Here is a 17,136-nt window from a genome sequence, read left to right as displayed (position 1 = left end):
TCCGGCAGTCCACCAAGGGAGCCTTTCATGCGCGTCTTGCCGTCCGTTCTGCGATGCCTCCTGCCGTCCCTGGCGCTGCTGGCCGGCGCCAGCCATGCCGTGGCGGCCGAGCCGCTGCTCGAAGCCATCAACCTCTACCGCAGCCAGCCGCAGGCCTGCGCCGGCCGGGCCAGCGAGGCGCTGCCGCCGCTGGGGCAGGATTCGCGGCTGGTGCTGGCGCCGGGGGTTTCCGACTGGCAGTCGGCGCTCAAGGCCACCGGCTACCCCATGAGCAGCGCGCGCATGCTCAGCCTCAGCGGGCCGAAGGACGAGCAGGCGGCCATGGCGGCGCTGCAGGAGAGTTTCTGCCAGGTGCTGCTCGACCCGCAGTTCATCGAGGTCGGCGTCAGCCGCCAGGGCAACGACTGGCGCGTGGTGCTGGCGCGGCCGCTGTTGCAGGGCAAGCTGGGCGACTGGCAGGCCGAGGGGCAGAAGCTGTTGCAGGCGGTCAATGCCGCGCGGGGCCAGGCGCGCCAGTGTGGCGGGCAGGGCTTCGCCAAGGCCGCGCCGCTGGGTTGGAACGCGGTGCTGGGCAGCGTGGCCGAGGAGCACAGCCGCTCCATGGCCAACGGCAACTACTTCTCCCACCTGGACCGCGACGGCCGCACCCCCGGCGACCGCGCCGAGCTGGGCGGCTACAGCGCCGGTTCCGTGGGCGAGAACATCGCCGCCGGGCAGGGCACCGCGAACGCCGTGGTGCAGGCCTGGCTGGCCAGCCCCGGGCACTGCGCCAACCTGATGAGCCCGCAGTACCGCGAGCTGGGCGCGGCCTACGCGGTGGACCCGAAGAGCGACGCCGGCATCTACTGGACGGCGATGTTCGGCGCGCCCTGAGCGCGCCTCAGGCGAGGCTGCGCTGCAACTGCTCGATGGTGTCGCCGAGGCTGCCCAGGTACTGGCGGCGCACCTGCTCGACGCTGCCCTGGTCCTGCGGCCAGTGCAGCGCGACGCTGCCCAGCAGGCGTTCGCCGGCGCGCACCGGCAGGGCGATGGCGCGGATCAGGAAGGGCAGGCGCACCGAGTATTCCCAGTGGCCCTCGGTGCGTTCGCCGAAGCCGCGGTGGTGCGCGCGCTCGTGCAGCTGCAGCAGTTCCTCGCCCCGCAGCGCGTGGCGTTCGGCCAGGCTGCGCACGTGCTGCTCGTCCAGCGCCGCCAGGCAGGCCTGGCCCATGGCCGAGTGGAACAGGCTGGCCTTGAGCCCGACGATCATGCGGTTGCTCGGGTAGCGCTTGCGCAGGCGCTCGGGCACCGAGCTTTCCATCACCCGCAGGTCGGCGCCGTCGAAGAACGACAGGTCGGCCACCAGCCCGGTGCGCTCGCTCAGCGCCTTGAGCAGCGGCGCGGCTTCCTCCACCAGGCGCCGGCTCTGGCGCTCGCTGGCGTCGCCGAACAGCCGCCGCGAGCTCAGGCGGTAGCGCCGGTCGCACAGGCCGCGGTACAGCCAGCCCTGCTCCTGCAGGGTGTGCAGCAGGCGCGAGACGGTGGCCTTGGGCAGGGCGGTGAGGTAGTGCAGTTCCTCCAGCCCCAGGGAGCCGTGCTCGCCGAGCAGTTCGACGATCGCCAGGGCGCGCTCCACCGAGCGCACCGTGCTGCCTTCCTCTTTCCCCTGCATCGCCGTTCCCCATGTACCCAATACCGTGGGTAATGGGGAGGCAGGATGCGTGCCATGCCCGAGCGGGCCCCGCGCCTCAGCGTTCATCGAGCAGCGCCGGCGGCCGCCGGGCGACCCAGCGCGTCCGTTGTTCATGGGCGTGGGCCAGTTGCAGCACGGCCAGGTCCGCCTGCGCCGGGCCGAGGATCTGCACGCCCATGGGCAGCCCGGCGGGGTTGAAGCCCACCGGCACGTTCATCGCCGGTAGCCCGGCGAGGGTGGCGCCGATCACCACTTCCATCCAGCGGTGGTAGGTGTCCATCGGGCGGCCGGCGATGGCATCCGGCCATGCCAGTTGTGCATCGAAAGGGAACACCTGGGCACTGGGCAGGAGCAGGTAGTCGTAACGCTCGAACAGCTTCTGCAGGGCGCGGTACCAGTCGCTGCGGTCCAGCGAGGCCTGGTAGACGTCGGCGGCGCCCAGGCCCAGGCCCGACTCCACTTCCCAGATCGCCTCCGGCTTGAGCTGCCGGCGCAGCGCCGGCTCGGCGTAGGCCTGGGCCAGGCTGCCGGCCACCAGCCACTGGCGGTGCACCAGCCAGCAGCGCCACAGGCGCGCCATGTCGTAGTCCGGGCGGCATGGCTCGACCTCGGCGCCCAGGGCGCGGAAGTCCGCCAGGCCCGCCTCGCACAGCGCGAGCAGGCCCGGCTCGGTGGCCAGGTAGCCGTCGAAGTCGCCCAGCCAGCCGATGCGCGCGCCGCGGAAGTCGCGCTCCAGCGGCCCGGCGAGGTCGTCGCTGCCACGCAGCGAAAGCGGCGCGCCGGGCGCGTGGCCGGCCTGGGTGCGCAGCAGCGCGGCGACGTCGGCCACGCTGCGGCCCATGGGCCCTTCGCTGGCCAGTTGCTGGACGAACAGTTCATTGGACGGGCCGAAGGGCACGCGGCCCTGGGACGGGCGCAGGCCGTAGATGTTGTTGAACGCCGCCGGGTTGCGCAGCGAGCCCATCATGTCGCTGCCGTCGGCCACCGGCAGCATGCGCAGGGCCAGGGCCACCGCGGCGCCGCCGCTGCTGCCGCCGGCCGTCAGGCGCGGCTCGTAGGCGTTGCCGGTGATGCCGAACACGGCGTTGTAGGTGTGCGAGCCCAGGCCGAACTCGGGCACGTTGCTGCGCCCGACGAAGATCGCCCCGGCCTTGCGCGCGCGCTCCACCACGTAGGCGTCGTGCCCGGTCACCTGCCTGGCGAACAGCGGCGAGCCCATGCTGGTGACCAGCCCGGCGCAGGCCGCCAGGTCCTTCGGCGCCTGGGGCATGCCGTGCAGCCAGCCGAGCCAGCGGCCCTGGGCGAGCAGGCGGTCGTGCTCGTCGGCCTCGCGCAGCAGTTCGTCTTCAGGGCGCAGCGAAACCAGCGCGTTGACCCGCGGGTTGTAGCGTTCGATCTGTTCCAGGTAGGCCTGCATCACCTCGCGGCAACTGAGCTGGCGGTTGCGGATCGCCTCCGACAGCGGCAGCGCGTCGAGGGCGACGATGTCCTGTTGCAGCGGGGTGGCGTAGGGCGCGGTCATGGCGGTCATTCACAGGCTCCGGGCAGTGGCGGAAAGGGTAGCGCGGGCGCGGCGCCGGGCCAGGGCCTCGGGCGCGCCTTCGCGGAGGAAGGCCAGGGCGAACAGGCCGATCAGCGAGGCCGCCAGCACGTACCAGGCCGGCGCCACCGGGGTGCCGCCGACCTTTGTCAGCCAGGCGACGATGAACGGGGCGAAGCCGCCGAACAGCATCACCGCCACGTTGTAGGCCAGGGCCAGGCCGGTGGAGCGCACGCGGGTGGGGAACTGCTCGGCCACGGCGGTGGGCGCCGGGCCGTAGCTGATGCCGATCAGGCTGCACAGCACCAGCTGCATCACCAGCAGGTTGCCGATGCTCGGCGCGCCGGCCACCCAGGCGAACAGCGGGTAGACCAGCAGGGTGAAGCCGAGCATGCCGGCGAACAGCACCGGGCGCCGGCCGTAGCGGTCGGAGAGGGCGCCGGCGACGGGGATGATCACGGTCATCAGCGCCACCGCCAGCATCTGCACCATGAACACCTGGTCCAGCGGCAGGCCGAGTTGGGTGTGGGCGAAGGTCGGCATGTTCACCAGCACCACGTAGAAGGCCACGGTGCCGTTGATGGTCGAGCCCATGGTCACCAGCACCGCGCGGCGGTGCTCGCGCAGCACCTGGCGCAGGCCCACGGGTTTTTCCTGGCTGCTGGCGCGGACGAAGTCCTCGGTCTCTTCCATGTGCCGGCGCATCCACAGGCCCACCGGGCCGATCAGCAGGCCGAGCAGGAAGGGCACGCGCCAGCCCCAGGCGTCCAGCGCCTCGGGCGACAGGTTGTGGGTGACCAGCGCGCCCATGCCGGCGCCGGCGAACACCGCCAGGCACTGGCCGAACAACTGCCAGGCGCCGTACAGGCCGCGGCGGTTGGCCGGCGCCGACTCCACCAGGAAGGCCGTTGCGCTGGCGTATTCGCCGCCGGTGGCGAAGCCCTGCAGCATGCGCGCGACGACGATCAGCGCCGGCGCGCCGACGCCGATGGCGGCGTAGTCCGGGGCGAAGGCGATCAGCGCGATGGCCAGGGTCATCAGCGCGATGATCAGCTGCATGGCCGCCTTGCGGCCCTTGCGGTCGGCGTACATGCCCAGCAGCACGCCGCCCACCGGGCGCATGAAGAAGCCCACGCCGAAGGTGGCCAGGGCCATCAGCAGCGAGGCGTAGGCGCTTTCGGCGGGGAAGAACAGCCGGGCGATCAGGCTGGAGAGGAAGCCATAGACGATGAAGTCGTACCACTCGAGGGCGTTGCCGATCACGGCGGCCGCCACCTGGTGGTTGCGCGACACGGCGCGGGAGGAGGTCTGCATCACGGGGTGCTCCAGAAAGGGGGAGGGCAGCTCGATAAGGCGCTCAGGGGCGCAGCCAGCGCTCGGCCAGCGCCGCCCAGTAGGCGGCGCCGCGCACCAGGATGGCGTCGTTGAAGTCGTAGGCCGGGTTGTGCACCATCGCCCCGGCGCCGTTGCCGATGAACAGGTAGCTGCCGGGGCAGCGCTGGAGCATCCAGCCGAAGTCCTCGCTGCCCATCACCGTGGGTGCCTCGCGCACTTCGTCGGCGCCCACCAGTTCGAGGCCGACCTCGCGGGCGAAGGCGGTTTCCGCCGCCGTGTTGACCAGCACCGGGTAGGCCGGGCGGTGCTCGACCTGCGCCGTGCAGCCGTAGCTTTGCGCCTGGCTGTGGATGATCGCCTTGACGCGCTCCAGCACCTGTTCGCGCACCTTGGCGTCGAGCGCGCGCAGGCTCAGGCGCAGCAATGCCTGCTGCGGGATGACGTTGGCCGCCTCGCCGGCCTGCAGCGCGCCCACGGTGACCACCGCGGCTTGCTGCGGGTCGACGTTGCGCCCCACCACGGTCTGCAATGCCATCACCACGCTCGCCGCCGCCACCAGCGGGTCGACGCTCAGGTGCGGCATCGAGCCGTGGCCGCCGACGCCTTCGATGCGCACTTCCAGCAGGTCCTGGGAGGCCATCATCGGCCCGCTGCGGAAGCACAGGTGGCCGGCTTCCAGCCCCGGCATGTTGTGCATGCCGAACAGCGCGTCGCAGGGGAAGCGCTGCAGCAGGTCGTCCTCCAGCATGGCCAGGGCGCCGCCCTGGCCTTCCTCGGCGGGCTGGAAGATCAGCGTCAGGCTGCCCTGGAAGTTGCGCGTGGCGGCCAGGTAGCGCGCCGCGCCGAGCAGCATCGTGGTATGGCCGTCGTGGCCGCAGGCGTGCATGCGCCCGCTGTGGCAACTGCTGTAGGGCAGGCCGGTGGCCTCCTCGATGGGCAGCGCGTCCATGTCGGCGCGCAGGCCCAGGCGCCGCGGCGAGTCGCCGTTGCGCAACACGCCGACCACGCCGGTGCGGCCGACGCCGCGGTGCACCTCGTAGCCCCACTGGCCGAGCAGGTCGGCCACCAGGTCAGCGGTGCGGCGTTCTTCGAAGCCCAGTTCGGGGTGGGCGTGGATGTCCTGGCGCAGGGCCTTGAGTTCGTCGGCGCTGTCGTTCAGCCAGGCGAGGATGTGAGCGTGGAGGGGCATGTGGGGCTCTCCCGGGGTAGCCGGACTGGAGTCCGGTCTTGTTGGCGGTTGCCGGCGGCGGGGCCGCCGGCTCGGATGGCTACCAGCAAAGCGCGGGCGCCGTGAGGGGGCAATGCGCGTTGGTTCCACCCTGTGGAACCGCGCGCGCTCAGAAGTGGTAGTAGATGCCGATGGCCACGCTGGACGGGTCGTCGCCGGCCTGCTCCACGGGGATGCCGGCATAGCTCACGGCGGCCTGGCGCTGGTTGTCGATCAGCGCCACGCGGCCATACAGCGCCAGGTTCGGGCGCAGGAAGTGGTCGTAGCCGAGCATCACCCCGGTGGCGTCCTGCTCGCCGCTGTCGACGTTGCGCCGGGTGGCCACCAGCCGCGCCAGGTCGCGCTCGCCCACCGGCAGCATGAAGCCGAGGGTCCAGGCGGTCATGCTCGGGGTGCCGTGGTAGTCCACGTCCTGGCGCTGCCAGGTGAGGTTGGAGGAGAAGGGGCCGAAGTCGTAGAAGGCCGAGGCGCTCTTGAACACGTTGTGCGTCTGCCGGCTGCGCCCGCCGTCGTCCCACGGGTCGCTCAGGTAGTCGTTGTAGGAGCCGAGCAGGATCAGCCGGCTGTCGCGGTACTGCAGGCTCACGCCCTTGCCGCGCACCGTGCGCCCGGAACTGGCGGCGTCGTCGAAGCCGAAGCTCATGGCGCTGCCGAGGCTGAAGCCGTGGTAGCTCGGCGTGGTGTAGGCGAGGGTGTGCTTGGGCCGCACGTCCAGGTAGTAGGCGCCCTTGCCGCGCGGCGGCAGGGTGAGGAAGGTGTAGGGCGAGCCGTACACGGCGAGGAAGGGGTCGGCGTAGGTCGGCGTGCTCATGTTGTAGGTCTTGCCGAACTCCAGCTTGCCGTAGTGGCGCGTGCGCAGCGCCACCAGCGCCAGGCGCAGCGCGCCGACCTGCTTCCAGTGCTGCTCCAGGGCCTGGCCGTTGAGGTTGAAGCCTTCCTCGACGTCGGCCTCCAGCACGGTGTCCTCGTCCAGCGCCTTGCGCAGGTACAGGCCCAGCTTGTTGGTCCAGGCGCCGCCGCCTTCCAGGCGCCAGCCGGAGTGGTGGTCGGAGTCGTGGTAGTCGCTGAAGACGTCGAGGGTCCCGTAGACCCTGGCCTTGTCGTCGAAACCCTTGTCGATGTTGTAGTAGCCGAAGCCCGAGGCGATGCGGCCGATGCCGGGGAAGCCCTCGGCCTGGGCCGCGAAGGGGGCGGCCAGCAGGGCGGCGAGGAGGAACGGGGAAGGTTTGCGGTGGTGAGCTTGGGTGTGCACGGCGCGGATTCCTGGTTGTGGTTGTTGTAGGCAGGTACCGGGGCGGCTGCGGGGCCGCCGTCGCCTTTCCAGCAGAATCCGGACGGGGCCGGCGCGGCAATGCACAGCGGTTCCATGGCGCGGAACCGCTGGCAGGCTGGGTCAAACGTTACGCTCAGGTTAACGATCGTGCGCCGCGCTTGATTGATGCAGCGGGCGGCGGGTCCCTAAGGTGCGTCCACGACAGCAGCGTTCGTGGAGGTTCCGATGATCCAGACATCCCCCCCGCCCCAGTGGTCGCGGCGGCGCGCCGAGAAAGCACGACGCCTCGAACGGGTGCGCCACCTGGCCGACGGCGCGGTGCTGCCGCGCGAGCACCTGGTGCGCGCCCTGGAGGCGCTGATCGCCCCGGGCGACCGTGTGGTGCTGGAGGGCAATAACCAGAAGCAGGCCGACTTCCTCTCGCGCAGCCTGGCCCGGGTGGACCCGGGCAAGGTCCACGACCTGCACATGATCATGCCCAGCGTCGGCCGCCCCGAGCACCTGGACCTGTTCGAGCTGGGCATCGCGCGCAAGCTCGACTTCTCCTTCTCCGGCCCGCAGAGCCTGCGCATCGGCCAGTTGCTGGAGGACGGGCTGCTGGAGATCGGCGCCATCCACACCTACATCGAGCTGTACTCGCGCCTGGTGGTGGACCTGATCCCCAACGTCGCCCTGGTGGCCGGCTTCATCGCCGACCGCGAAGGCAACCTCTACACCGGCCCCAGCACCGAGGACACCCCGGCGCTGGTGGAGCCCACCGCCTTCAGCGACGGCATCGTCATCGCCCAGGTCAACCGCATCGTCGACGATCCGCGCGACCTGCCGCGGGTGGACATCCCGGCCAGCTGGATCGACTTCGTGGTGGAGGCCGACCGGCCGTTCTACATCGAGCCGCTGTTCACCCGCGACCCGCGCCACATCAAGCCGGTGCACGTGCTGATGGCGATGATGGCGATCCGCGGCATCTACGAGCGGCACAACGTGCAGTCGCTGAACCACGGCATCGGCTTCAACACCGCGGCCATCGAGCTGATCCTGCCGACCTACGGCGAGTCCCTGGGGCTGAAGGGCAGGATCTGCCGGCACTGGACGCTCAACCCGCACCCGACGCTGATCCCGGCCATCGAGAGTGGCTGGGTGGAAAGCGTGCACTGCTTCGGCACCGAGCTGGGCATGGAGCGCTACATCGCCCAGCGCCCGGACGTGTTCTTCACCGGCCGCGACGGCTCGCTGCGCTCCAACCGCATGTTCTGCCAGTTGGCCGGGCAGTACGCGGTGGACCTGTTCATCGGTGCCACCCTGCAGGTGGACGGCGACGGCCATTCCTCCACCGTCACCCGCGGCCGCCTGGCCGGCTTCGGCGGCGCCCCGAACATGGGCCACGACCCGCGCGGCCGGCGGCATTCCACTCCGGCCTGGCTGGACATGCGGCCCGAGCCCGAAGCCCTGCTGGAACGCGGCAAGAAGCTGGTGGTGCAGATGGTCGAGACCTTCCAGGACGGCGGCAAACCCACCTTCGTCGAGCAGCTGGACGCGGTGGACGTGGCGCGCAAGGCGAACATGCCACTGGCGCCGGTGATGATCTACGGCGACGACGTCACCCACGTGCTCACCGAGGAAGGCATCGCCTACCTGTACAAGGCGCGCTCGCTGGAGGAGCGCCGGGCGATGATCGCCGCGGTGGCCGGCATCAGCCCCATCGGCCTGCGCCACGACCCGCAGGACACCGAGCGCATGCGCCGCGAAGGGCTGATCGCGCTGCCCGAGGACCTGGGCATCCGCCGCGCCGACGCCAGCCGCGAACTGCTTGCGGCCAAGAGCATCGCCGAACTGGTCGACTGGTCCGGGGGCCTGTACGAGCCGCCGGCGCGCTTCAGGAGCTGGTGATGGCCCAGGCATACGAACTCGAACCCCGCGCCGGCCTGGGCGAGCGCCTGGCCGACCTGGCGGTGGACGCGCTGATCGACGAAGCCGAGCTGTCGCCCAAGCCGGCGCTGGTGGACCGTCGCGGCAGCGGCGCCCACAGCGACCTGCACCTGGGCCTGATGCAGGCCTCGGCGCTGAGCCTGTGGCCGTGCTTCCAGGCCATGGCCGAGGCCGCGCAAGCCCATGGCGAAATCGGCCTGCCGCTGCGCGAAACCCTCGGTCGCCTCGGCCGCGAAGGCGAGGCGGATATGCTGCGCACCACGGCGGGGGTGAATACCCATCGCGGCGCCATCTGGGCCCTGGGCCTGCTGAGCGCCGCCGCCGCGCTCGACACTTCACGGCTGGCGGCCGAAGCGGTGGCCGCCCGCGCCGGGCGCATCGCCGTGCTCGTCGACCGCGCGCAACCGCAACTGCCCAGCCATGGCGCCAGGGTGCGCCAGCGCTACGGCGTCGGCGGCGCCCGCGAGGAAGCGCAACTGGGCTTCCCCCGCGTGGTGCTGCATGGCCTGCCGCAACTAAGGCTGAGCCGCGCGGCCGGCGCCGGCGAGCAGAACGCCCGGCTCGACGCGCTGCTGGCGATCATGGCCGTGCTCGACGATACCTGCGTGCTGCACCGCGCCGGCAGCGCCGGCCTGCAAGCCATGCAGGGCGGCGCGCGGGCGGTGCTCGATGCCGGCGGCAGCGCCAGCCTGGCCGGGCGTCGCCAACTGCGCGAGCTGGACCGCGCGCTATTGGCGCTCAACGCATCCCCCGGCGGCGCCGCCGACCTGCTCGCCGCCTGTCTCTTTCTGGATCGCCTGCCCGCCGCGCTCGGCGGGTGGGCCGGGAGCCTCTGACCATGGAAACCCTGTCCTTCGAATACCCCGCCACTTCGTCGGTGCGCGGCCGCGCCCTGGTGGGCTGCGTCGGTTCCGGCGACCTGGAGGTGCTGCTGCAACCGGCCGCGGCCGGCGCCCTGAAGATCGAGGTGGTGACCTCGGTGAACGGCAGCGCGCCGCGCTGGCAGCAACTCTTCGAGCGGCTGTTCGCCGCCGTGCCGGCGCCGGCCGCGCAAATCTGCATCCACGATTTCGGCGCCACCCCCGGCGTGGTGCGCCTGCGCCTGGAACAGGCACTGGAGGAGGCCGGCCATGAGTGACGTCGCCCAACTGCTGGCCCTGCGCAGCTTCACCGAACTCTCCGCCCGCCAGCGCGCCCGCGAACTGCTGGACGCCGGCACTTTCCGCGAACTCATCGACCCCTTCGCCCGCGTGCAGTCGCCCTGGCTGGAAGGGCAGGGCATCGTGCCCCAGGCCGACGACGGCGTGGTCATCGCCCGCGGCACCCTGGACGGCCAGCCGGCGGTGGTGGCCGCCATCGAAGGCGCCTTCCAGGGCGGCAGCATGGGCGAGGTCAGCGGCGCGAAGATCGCCGGCGCCCTGGAACTGGCCGCCGAGGACAACCGCAAGGGCATTCCCACCCGCGCGCTGCTGTTGCTGGAAACCGGCGGCGTGCGCTTGCAGGAAGCCAACCTGGGGCTGGCGGCCATCGCCGAAATCCAGGCGGCCATCGTCGACCTGCAGCAGTACCAGCCGGTGGTGGCGCTGGTCGCAGGCCCGGTCGGCTGCTTTGGCGGCATGTCCATCGCCGCCGGGCTGTGCAGCTACGTGCTGGTTACCCGCGAGGCGCGCCTGGGGCTCAACGGCCCGCAGGTGATCGAGCAGGAAGCCGGCATCGAGGAATACGACTCCCGCGACCGTCCGTTCATCTGGAGCCTCACCGGCGGCGAGCAACGCACCGCCAGCGGCCTGGCCGATGCCTGCCTGGCCGATGACCTGGGGACCCTGCATCAGGCGGTGCGCGACTACTTCGCCAAGGGCCTGCCGGCGCACCCGCGCAGCCGCCGCGCGCGGGACTTCCTGGCGCGCCTGGAAAGCCTCGATACGAGCGAGCAGATCGACGCCGCCGGCGTGCGCCGCCTCTACGCCGGCCTGAACCAAGGAGACGCGCAATGAGCCAAGCACCTTCTTCCCGCGGCCTGGCCTGGTTCCAGGCGCTGGCCGGCGAACAGCCCGCGCGGGCGCAGGACGGCGCCTCGCTGCGGGTGGCCGACGCCGAGCTGGACGGCCAGCCGCTGCGCTACCTGGCGGTGATTGCCGATGCGCAGAATCCCTTCCCCCGCGCCCGCAACGGCGAGGTCGGCCTGCTCGAAGGCTGGCGCCTGGCAGCGGCGGTGGACGAGGCCATCGAGGCCGACCGCGATGCGCCGCGCAAGCGCGCCCTGGTGGCGATAGTCGATGTGCCCAGCCAGGCCTACGGCCGCCGCGAGGAAGCCCTGGGCATCCACCAGGCGCTGGCGGCGGCGGTGGACGCCTATGCCCGCGCCCGGCTCGCCGGCCACCCGGTGATCGGCCTGCTGGTGGGCAAGGCCATGTCCGGCGCCTTCCTCGCCCACGGCTACCAGGCCAACCGCCTGATCGCCCTGCGCGACGCCGGAGTGATGGTCCACGCCATGGGCAAGGCCGCCGCCGCGCGCATCACCCTGCGCAGCGTCGAGGAACTGGAACGCCTGGCCGCCACGGTGCCGCCGATGGCCTACGACATCGACAGCTACGCCTCGCTCGGCCTGCTGTGGGACAGCCTGGAAGTGCCGTCCATAGACGCGCCCGGCGAAGCGGACGTGGCCCAGGTGCAAGCCAGCCTGCGCCGCGCCCTGGACGATATCGCCGGTGCCCCGCGCGACCTTCGCGGCCGCCTCGGCGCAGCCAACCGCGCGGCCTCCAGCCGCGTGCGCGAACTGCTGCGCGAGCAGTGGTGAGAACTCAGGAGCGGGCCATGGCCATCGTCGACAGCTCACAGCGGGGCTCGCGCCGGGACTGGCCCGCTCCTGACCTTTTCCGCGCCCACGACCTGCTCTGGGGCATGGGCGCCGAACACTTGCCGGAGGATGCTCCGGCCTGGGCGGGCGAAGTGCTGGCAGCCGGTTGGCCGGTTGTCGTGCGCCGCGCGCCGGCACGGGATGGCTGGGTGGCCGTCGGCCTGCGCGGGCGGAGCCGCGAGCAGCGCTGGGCGGGTTGGCTGCTGGTAGCCGCGGTGCAGCGTTGCTCCATGCCCGAAGCGTTGCGCCAGGTCGCGCCGCAACGCGAGCTGCCCACCTGGCAGGCCCTGCGCCAAGTGCGCGAAGTGCTGGACGCCAGCGGCCTGGCCTGGGGCATCACCGGCGGCGCCGGCTTCGAACTGGCCACCGGCGTGCCGGTGCTGCACGACGCCAGCGACCTCGACCTGCTGCTGCGCACTCCGCAGCCGTTTTCCCGCGATGCGGCCCGCGCGCTGCTCGCCGAACTGAACCAGGCCGCCTGCCGCATCGACCTGCAACTGCAGACCCCCGCCGGTGGCCTGGCCCTGGCCGAATGGGCCGGGGAGGGCGCCCGCGTCATGGTCAAGGGCGACCAGGCGCCGGTTCTGCTGGCCGATCCCTGGGCGCGTGCCGAGGTGGCCGCATGAGCAGCTTCTTCGCCTTCCCCGGCCAGGGCGCGCAGTATCCCGGCATGCTCTCGGCGCTGCCCGGCGAGCCGGAAGTGCGCACCTGCCTGGAAGAGGCGGCGGACGTGCTCGGCCAGTCCATGGCCAGCCTGGAAAGCGCCGAGGCCCTGGCCTCTACCCGCGCCGTGCAGCTGTGCCTGTTGATCGCCGGTGTCGCCGCGGCACGCCTGCTCGGCGCACGCGGGCATCGGCCGGCGATGGTGGCCGGGCTGTCCATCGGCGCCTATCCGGCCGCCGTGGTCGCGGGTGCCCTGGCCTATGCCGACGCCCTGCGCCTGGTCGCCCTGCGCGGCGAGCTGATGCAGCGGGCCTGGCCCAGCGGCTACGGCATGAGCGCCATCCTCGGCCTGGAGCAGGCGCAGCTGGAACCGCTGCTGGCCCAGGTGCACAGCGCCGAGCGCCCGGTCTACCTGGCCAATATCAACGCCGAACGGCAACTGGTGGTGGCCGGCAGCGACGAGGCCCTGCAAGCCATCGCCGAACTGGCCCGCGCCCAGGGCGCCAGCGCGGCGAAGCGCCTGGCTGTCAGCGTGCCCTCGCACTGCGAACTGCTGGCCGAACCCGCCGCGCGCCTGGCCGAAGCCTTCGCCGGCGTGCAACTGAAGCGCCCGCGGCTGCGCTACCTGAGCAGCAGCACGGCGCGCCTGGTCATGGAGCCGGCGGCCCTGGCCGCCGACCTGGCCGGGAACATGGCGCGCCGCGTGGAGTGGCGCGCCACCCTGCGCAGCGCCTACGAGCGCGGCGCCCGCCTGCACCTGGAGCTGCCGCCCGGGCGCATACTCAGCGGCCTGGCCAAGCCCTGCTTCGGCGCCGCCGCCATCGCCTTCGACGGTGCCCGCGCGGACACCCTGGACGCGCTGCTGCGCGAGGAGGAACGCCGCGACCCCTGAGCCGGTCCCAACACCCCCAACCCCAACGACCAACCGAGGACAACAACAATGATCATCTACGGTGTCGCTTTACTGTCTGCCTGCACGCTCGCCGGCGTGATCCTGGGCGATTTGCTGGGCGTGCTGCTCGGCGTGCAATCCAACGTCGGCGGCGTCGGCATCGCCATGCTGCTGCTGATCTTCGCCCGCCTGGCGATGCACAAGCGCGGCGGGCTGAGCAAGGAATGCGAGTTCGGCGTGGGCTTCTGGGGCGCCATGTACATTCCCGTGGTAGTCGCCATGGCCGCGCAGCAGAACGTGGTCACCGCCCTGCACGGCGGCCCGGTGGCGCTGCTCGCGGCGATCGGCTCGGTGCTGGTGTGCGGCGCGACCATCGCGCTGATCAGCCGTACCCACCGCGGCGAGCCGCTGCCGCGCGAGGACCGCGCCGAAGACCTGGGCGCCGCCCCGGTGGGAGGGCGCTGAGATGTGGCAGATCGTCGAGAACGCGCTCATCCATAACGGCCTGGTTACCGCCTTCGCGGTGGTGGGCGTGATCATGTGGGTGTCGGTGCTGATTTCCCGCCACCTGACCTTCGGCCGCGTCCACGGCTCGGCCATCGCCATCCTCATCGGCCTGGTGCTGGCCTGGGTCGGCGGCACCCTCAGCGGCGGGCAGAAGGGCCTGGCCGACCTCTCGCTGTTCTCCGGCATCGGCCTGATGGGCGGGGCCATGCTGCGCGACTTCGCCATCGTCGCCACGGCCTTCGAGGTGCAGGCCACCGAGGCGCGCAAGGCCGGGCTGATCGGCGCGGTGTCGCTGCTGCTGGGCACCATCCTGCCGTTCATCGTCGGGGTGATAGTGGCCTGGTCGTTCGGCTACCGCGACGCGGTGAGCATGACCACCATAGGCGCGGGCGCGGTCACCTACATCGTCGGCCCGGTCACCGGCGCGGCGCTGGGCGCCAGCTCCGACGTGATGGCGCTGTCCATCGCCACCGGGCTGATCAAGGCCATCCTGGTGATGGTCTTCACTCCGGTCTCGGCGCGCCTGCTGGGCCTGGACAACCCGCGCTCGGCGATGGTCTTCGGCGGCCTGGCCGGTACCGTCAGCGGCGTCACCGCCGGGCTCGCCGCCACCGACCGCCGGCTGGTGCCCTACGGCGCGCTGACCGCCACCTTCCACACCGGCCTGGGCTGTCTGCTCGGCCCGTCGCTGCTGTACTTCTGCGTGCGCGGCCTGGTGGGTTGAGCTAGTGGCCGGCTGAGAAAAGCGGGCGGGGCGCCTCAGGCCCCCGCCCGCGCCGCTTCCTGCTCGTGGCGCATGCTGTACATGCGGCATTCGGCGAGCAGCGCCAGCAGGTTCGGGTCGCGCTCCTTGGCGCGCAGGAACACCACGCCGATGCGCTGCTGCAGGCGGTAGCGCGCCTGCAGCGGAATCAGCTTCACGCGGTTCTCGTACACCGCCTCGATGCGCTTGGGCAGCAGCGCGTAGCCCACCCCGGAACTGACCATGCTGAGCAGGGTGAAGATGTCGTTCACCTGCATGGCGATGTGCGGCTCGAAGCCGGCCTGGCGGAACACCCGCACGCCGTCCTGGTGGGTGGCGAAGCCCTGGGCGAGGGTGACGAAGGGCGCGTCCTTCAGGCTGGCCAGGTCGATCTCGGCCTGCTCGGCATAGGGCGAATCCACCGGCACGGCGAGGAAGATGTCGTCGGAGAACAGCGGCAGCTGCTCGCAGTCGGGGTCGGCCACGCTCTCGTTGAGCGACACCAGGATGGCGTCCAGCTCCATGTTCTTCAACTGGTAGAACAGGTCGACGTTGGAGCCGAGGATGAGATCGATGTTCAGCTCGCTGCGCCGCAGCTTCAGGCCCATGATCAGTTGCGGCACGGTCTTCACCGTCAGCGAATAGAGCGCGCCGAGCTTGAAGCGCTCGGCGGAGAAGCCGGCGGCCTCGCGGGTCAGGCGCACCGTCTCGTTCACGTCCTGCACCAGCTTCTGCGCGCGTTCCTCCAGCACGAAGGCGCTTTCCAGCGGCGTCAGCGTGCGCCCCTCGTGCTTGAACAGCGGGCAGCGCAGGGCGCTTTCCAGGGAGTGGATGGCGCGGTGCACGCTGACGTTGCTGGTGCCCAGCTCGGCGGCGGCGCGGGCCAGGTTGCCGGTGCGCATGAAGGCCAGGAAGACTTCCAGTTTCTTCAGCGTCAGCTCTTCGTCGATGCGCGGCGTGGGCGCGCTGGCCGTGTCAGCGCGGGCCATGGGGGCCTCGGGCTGCGTGCGGAAGGGGCATGGGGATTCTCGCTTCGTCGATGGCCCGGCCAAGGTAGCGGAGCCGGGCGCGGGCTGCCAGCGCCGTGCCGGTGGTGGTTTGGGGAGGTGTTTGGACAGCGCTGTCTTTTGCTCGCGGGAGGCTGCATGTCGCCGCAGGGCCCCGCAGGCGCGAACCTGTGGGCCGCCATTACCCTGATTTTCGTGCGGTTATTGAGGAAAATATTTCGCCAGCGGGCTGGATTATTACGGGAAATGAAAAATAATATTGCCAGCCCTGCGTCTGGCCATTAGCCCGCGCGGGCAGTAACGTGCGCATCGCCTTTGACCGGGCGTTTTTTTTACCTGCAAAAGATAGCGCTGTCTCAAGGCTGCGCAGGTTTTCCGGGGCAGGGGGAATGGCCGCGCCAGAGCGCTGCGCCGGGCCCTGTTCTACAGTTTTCGTTTGGCCATGCGGCTCGCGCCCCGTTGGGGAGCGGGCCGGGTGGCGCTTTTTCGCTTCATGCTGCCAGGAGGAATAGCCCCCATGATCACCGCCCGCAATCTCGCCCCGGGGCTGGGGCTGCTCGCCCTGCTGGCCGGCGGCGCCCATGGCGACGAGGCTTTTTCCGCCGATTCGAAGTGGGGCCTGGGGGACTGGGGCGGCACCCGCAGCGAGCTGCTGGAGAAGGGCTACGACTTCAAGCTGGACTACGTCGGCGAGGCCGCGGGCAACCTGCACGGCGGCTACAACGACGACAAGACCGCGCGCTACACCGACCAGTGGGCGCTGGGCACCCACCTGGACCTGCAGAAGATCCTCGGCTGGCATGGCGCCGAGTTCCAGCTGACGGTGACCGAGCGCAGCGGCAACAACCTGTCCAACGACCGCATCAGCGACCCGCGCGCCGGCCAGCTCAGCTCGGTGCAGGAAGTCTGGGGCCGCGGCCAGACCTGGCGGCTGACGCAGATGTGGTACAAGCAGACCTTCCTCGACGACGCCCTGGACATCAAGGTCGGCCAGTTCGGCGAGGGCGAGGACTTCAACAGCTTCCCCTGTGATTTCCAGAACCTGGCCTTCTGCGGCTCGCAGGTGGGCAACTGGGTCGGCGGCATCTGGTACAACTGGCCGGTGGCGCAGTGGGCGCTGCGGGTGAAGTACAACTTGAGCCCGGAGTTCTTCGTGCAGGTCGGCGCCTACGAGCAGAACCCTTCGAACCTGGAGACCGGCAACGGCTTCAAGCTCAGCGGCAGCGGCACCAAGGGCGCGATCCTGCCGGTGGAGCTGGTGTGGTCGCCGAAGGTCGGCGGGCTGCCCGGCGAATACCGCCTGGGCTACTACTACAGCACCGCCAAGGCCGACGACGTCTACGAGGATGTCAACGGCCAGCCCCAGGCGCTGACCGGCAACGCCTTCAAGTCCCACGGCAGCAAGCACGGCTGGTGGGTGGTGGCGCAGCAGCAGGTCACCGCGCACGACGGCGACGCTTCGCGCGGCCTGAGCCTGTTCGCCAACTTCACCGT

17 protein-coding genes are annotated in these 17,136 nt (G+C 71.1%); 11 read left to right on the top strand and 6 right to left on the bottom strand.

The genetic code is table 11. The features are described from left to right. The first annotated feature begins 27 nt into the window (after nt 1-27). Nucleotides 28-873, top strand: coding sequence for a CAP domain-containing protein (locus tag RN02_RS12170; RefSeq protein WP_043314747.1), 846 nt, complete (start codon nt 28-30; stop codon nt 871-873). Between the two features lie 7 nt (nt 874-880). Here the strand turns inward: RN02_RS12170 and RN02_RS12165 are convergent, their stop codons facing one another. The 5 genes from RN02_RS12165 to RN02_RS12145 form a co-directional block, all read right to left on the bottom strand. Continuing rightward, a complete protein-coding gene (locus tag RN02_RS12165) occupies nt 881-1,651 on the bottom strand; it encodes an IclR family transcriptional regulator (protein WP_043314746.1) in 771 nt (256 codons plus the stop codon). A gap of 76 nt (nt 1,652-1,727) precedes the next feature. After that, nucleotides 1,728-3,194 (bottom strand): amidase, encoded by a 1,467-nt coding sequence (locus tag RN02_RS12160; RefSeq protein WP_043314791.1) that lies wholly within the window; start codon nt 3,192-3,194, stop codon nt 1,728-1,730. Nucleotides 3,195-3,203: 9 nt separating this feature from the next. Continuing rightward, complete coding sequence (locus tag RN02_RS12155) at nt 3,204-4,526, bottom strand: citrate-proton symporter (RefSeq protein WP_043314745.1); 1,323 nt, start codon at nt 4,524-4,526, stop codon at nt 3,204-3,206. A 43-nt stretch (nt 4,527-4,569) separates the two neighbouring features. Continuing rightward, nucleotides 4,570-5,736, bottom strand: coding sequence for a M20 aminoacylase family protein (locus tag RN02_RS12150; protein WP_043314744.1), 1,167 nt, complete (start codon nt 5,734-5,736; stop codon nt 4,570-4,572). Nucleotides 5,737-5,884: 148 nt separating this feature from the next. Then, nucleotides 5,885-7,027 carry a porin gene (locus tag RN02_RS12145; protein WP_082033773.1) on the bottom strand — a complete coding sequence of 381 codons (1,143 nt, stop codon included), beginning with the start codon at nt 7,025-7,027 and terminating at the stop codon, nt 5,885-5,887. 246 nt (nt 7,028-7,273) lie between these two features. On the opposite strand from RN02_RS12145, the gene mdcA reads away from it, so the two are divergent. Genes mdcA through madM form a run of 9 tightly spaced genes read left to right on the top strand, consistent with a single transcriptional unit; the run spans nt 7,274 to nt 14,617 of the window. Continuing rightward, nucleotides 7,274-8,935, top strand: coding sequence for a malonate decarboxylase subunit alpha (gene mdcA, locus RN02_RS12140; RefSeq protein ID WP_043314743.1), 1,662 nt, complete (start codon nt 7,274-7,276; stop codon nt 8,933-8,935). After that, complete coding sequence (locus RN02_RS12135) at nt 8,935-9,810, top strand: triphosphoribosyl-dephospho-CoA synthase (protein ID WP_043314742.1); 876 nt, start codon at nt 8,935-8,937, stop codon at nt 9,808-9,810. The genes mdcA and RN02_RS12135 overlap by 1 nt, the downstream gene beginning before the upstream one ends. 2 nt (nt 9,811-9,812) lie before the next feature. Next, nucleotides 9,813-10,112 (top strand): malonate decarboxylase subunit delta, encoded by a 300-nt coding sequence (locus RN02_RS12130; protein ID WP_043314741.1) that lies wholly within the window; start codon nt 9,813-9,815, stop codon nt 10,110-10,112. Further along, nucleotides 10,105-10,968, top strand: coding sequence for a biotin-independent malonate decarboxylase subunit beta (locus RN02_RS12125; RefSeq protein ID WP_043314740.1), 864 nt, complete (start codon nt 10,105-10,107; stop codon nt 10,966-10,968). The genes RN02_RS12130 and RN02_RS12125 overlap by 8 nt, the downstream gene beginning before the upstream one ends. Beyond that, the gene (mdcE, locus tag RN02_RS12120) at nt 10,965-11,771 is read left to right on the top strand and encodes a biotin-independent malonate decarboxylase subunit gamma (protein WP_043314739.1); all 807 of its coding nucleotides are present in this window, start codon (nt 10,965-10,967) and stop codon (nt 11,769-11,771) included. The genes RN02_RS12125 and mdcE overlap by 4 nt, the downstream gene beginning before the upstream one ends. A 17-nt stretch (nt 11,772-11,788) precedes the next feature. After that, complete coding sequence (locus RN02_RS12115; protein WP_043314738.1) at nt 11,789-12,457, top strand: malonate decarboxylase holo-ACP synthase; 669 nt, start codon at nt 11,789-11,791, stop codon at nt 12,455-12,457. After that, the gene (gene mdcH, locus RN02_RS12110; RefSeq protein WP_043314737.1) at nt 12,454-13,386 is read left to right on the top strand and encodes a malonate decarboxylase subunit epsilon; all 933 of its coding nucleotides are present in this window, start codon (nt 12,454-12,456) and stop codon (nt 13,384-13,386) included. The genes RN02_RS12115 and mdcH overlap by 4 nt, the downstream gene beginning before the upstream one ends. Nucleotides 13,387-13,434: 48 nt before the next feature. Next, a complete protein-coding gene (madL, locus tag RN02_RS12105) occupies nt 13,435-13,851 on the top strand; it encodes a malonate transporter subunit MadL (RefSeq protein ID WP_043314736.1) in 417 nt (138 codons plus the stop codon). Between the two features lies 1 nt (nt 13,852). Further along, entirely contained in the window at nt 13,853-14,617 is a 765-nt protein-coding gene (gene madM, locus RN02_RS12100) for a malonate transporter subunit MadM (protein ID WP_043314735.1), read from the top strand. A 35-nt stretch (nt 14,618-14,652) separates the two neighbouring features. Here the strand turns inward: madM and RN02_RS12095 are convergent, their stop codons facing one another. After that, the gene (locus tag RN02_RS12095; RefSeq protein ID WP_052267717.1) at nt 14,653-15,624 is read right to left on the bottom strand and encodes a LysR family transcriptional regulator; all 972 of its coding nucleotides are present in this window, start codon (nt 15,622-15,624) and stop codon (nt 14,653-14,655) included. 535 nt (nt 15,625-16,159) lie between these two features. Between RN02_RS12095 and RN02_RS12090 the strand changes: the two genes are divergently transcribed. Then, nucleotides 16,160-17,136, top strand: a 977-nt coding sequence (locus tag RN02_RS12090; RefSeq protein ID WP_043314734.1) for a carbohydrate porin, incomplete at its 3' end; no start/stop codon positions are given.

The sequence above is a fragment of the Pseudomonas sp. PI1 genome, assembly GCF_000812405.1.
GTDB classification, from domain to species: Bacteria; Pseudomonadota; Gammaproteobacteria; order Pseudomonadales; family Pseudomonadaceae; genus Pseudomonas; species Pseudomonas citronellolis.
Note: the sequence above shows the minus strand (reverse complement) of the source record. Positions and strands in the feature narration are given on the sequence as shown.

Bases quoted from the DNA above. Each gene is read 5' to 3' on its own strand.
- RN02_RS12170 (WP_043314747.1), top strand. From the start codon at position 28: ATGCGCGTCTTGCCGTCCGTTCTGCGATGCCTCCTGCCGTCCCTGGCG.
- RN02_RS12165 (WP_043314746.1), bottom strand. From the start codon at position 1,651: ATGCAGGGGAAAGAGGAAGGCAGCACGGTGCGCTCGGTGGAGCGCGCC.
- RN02_RS12160 (WP_043314791.1), bottom strand. From the start codon at position 3,194: ATGACCGCGCCCTACGCCACCCCGCTGCAACAGGACATCGTCGCCCTC.
- RN02_RS12155 (WP_043314745.1), bottom strand. From the start codon at position 4,526: ATGCAGACCTCCTCCCGCGCCGTGTCGCGCAACCACCAGGTGGCGGCC.
- RN02_RS12150 (WP_043314744.1), bottom strand. From the start codon at position 5,736: ATGCCCCTCCACGCTCACATCCTCGCCTGGCTGAACGACAGCGCCGAC.
- mdcA (WP_043314743.1), top strand. From the start codon at position 7,274: ATGATCCAGACATCCCCCCCGCCCCAGTGGTCGCGGCGGCGCGCCGAG.
- RN02_RS12135 (WP_043314742.1), top strand. From the start codon at position 8,935: ATGGCCCAGGCATACGAACTCGAACCCCGCGCCGGCCTGGGCGAGCGC.
- RN02_RS12130 (WP_043314741.1), top strand. From the start codon at position 9,813: ATGGAAACCCTGTCCTTCGAATACCCCGCCACTTCGTCGGTGCGCGGC.
- RN02_RS12125 (WP_043314740.1), top strand. From the start codon at position 10,105: ATGAGTGACGTCGCCCAACTGCTGGCCCTGCGCAGCTTCACCGAACTC.
- mdcE (WP_043314739.1), top strand. From the start codon at position 10,965: ATGAGCCAAGCACCTTCTTCCCGCGGCCTGGCCTGGTTCCAGGCGCTG.
- RN02_RS12115 (WP_043314738.1), top strand. From the start codon at position 11,789: ATGGCCATCGTCGACAGCTCACAGCGGGGCTCGCGCCGGGACTGGCCC.
- mdcH (WP_043314737.1), top strand. From the start codon at position 12,454: ATGAGCAGCTTCTTCGCCTTCCCCGGCCAGGGCGCGCAGTATCCCGGC.
- madL (WP_043314736.1), top strand. From the start codon at position 13,435: ATGATCATCTACGGTGTCGCTTTACTGTCTGCCTGCACGCTCGCCGGC.
- madM (WP_043314735.1), top strand. From the start codon at position 13,853: ATGTGGCAGATCGTCGAGAACGCGCTCATCCATAACGGCCTGGTTACC.
- RN02_RS12095 (WP_052267717.1), bottom strand. From the start codon at position 15,624: ATGGCCCGCGCTGACACGGCCAGCGCGCCCACGCCGCGCATCGACGAA.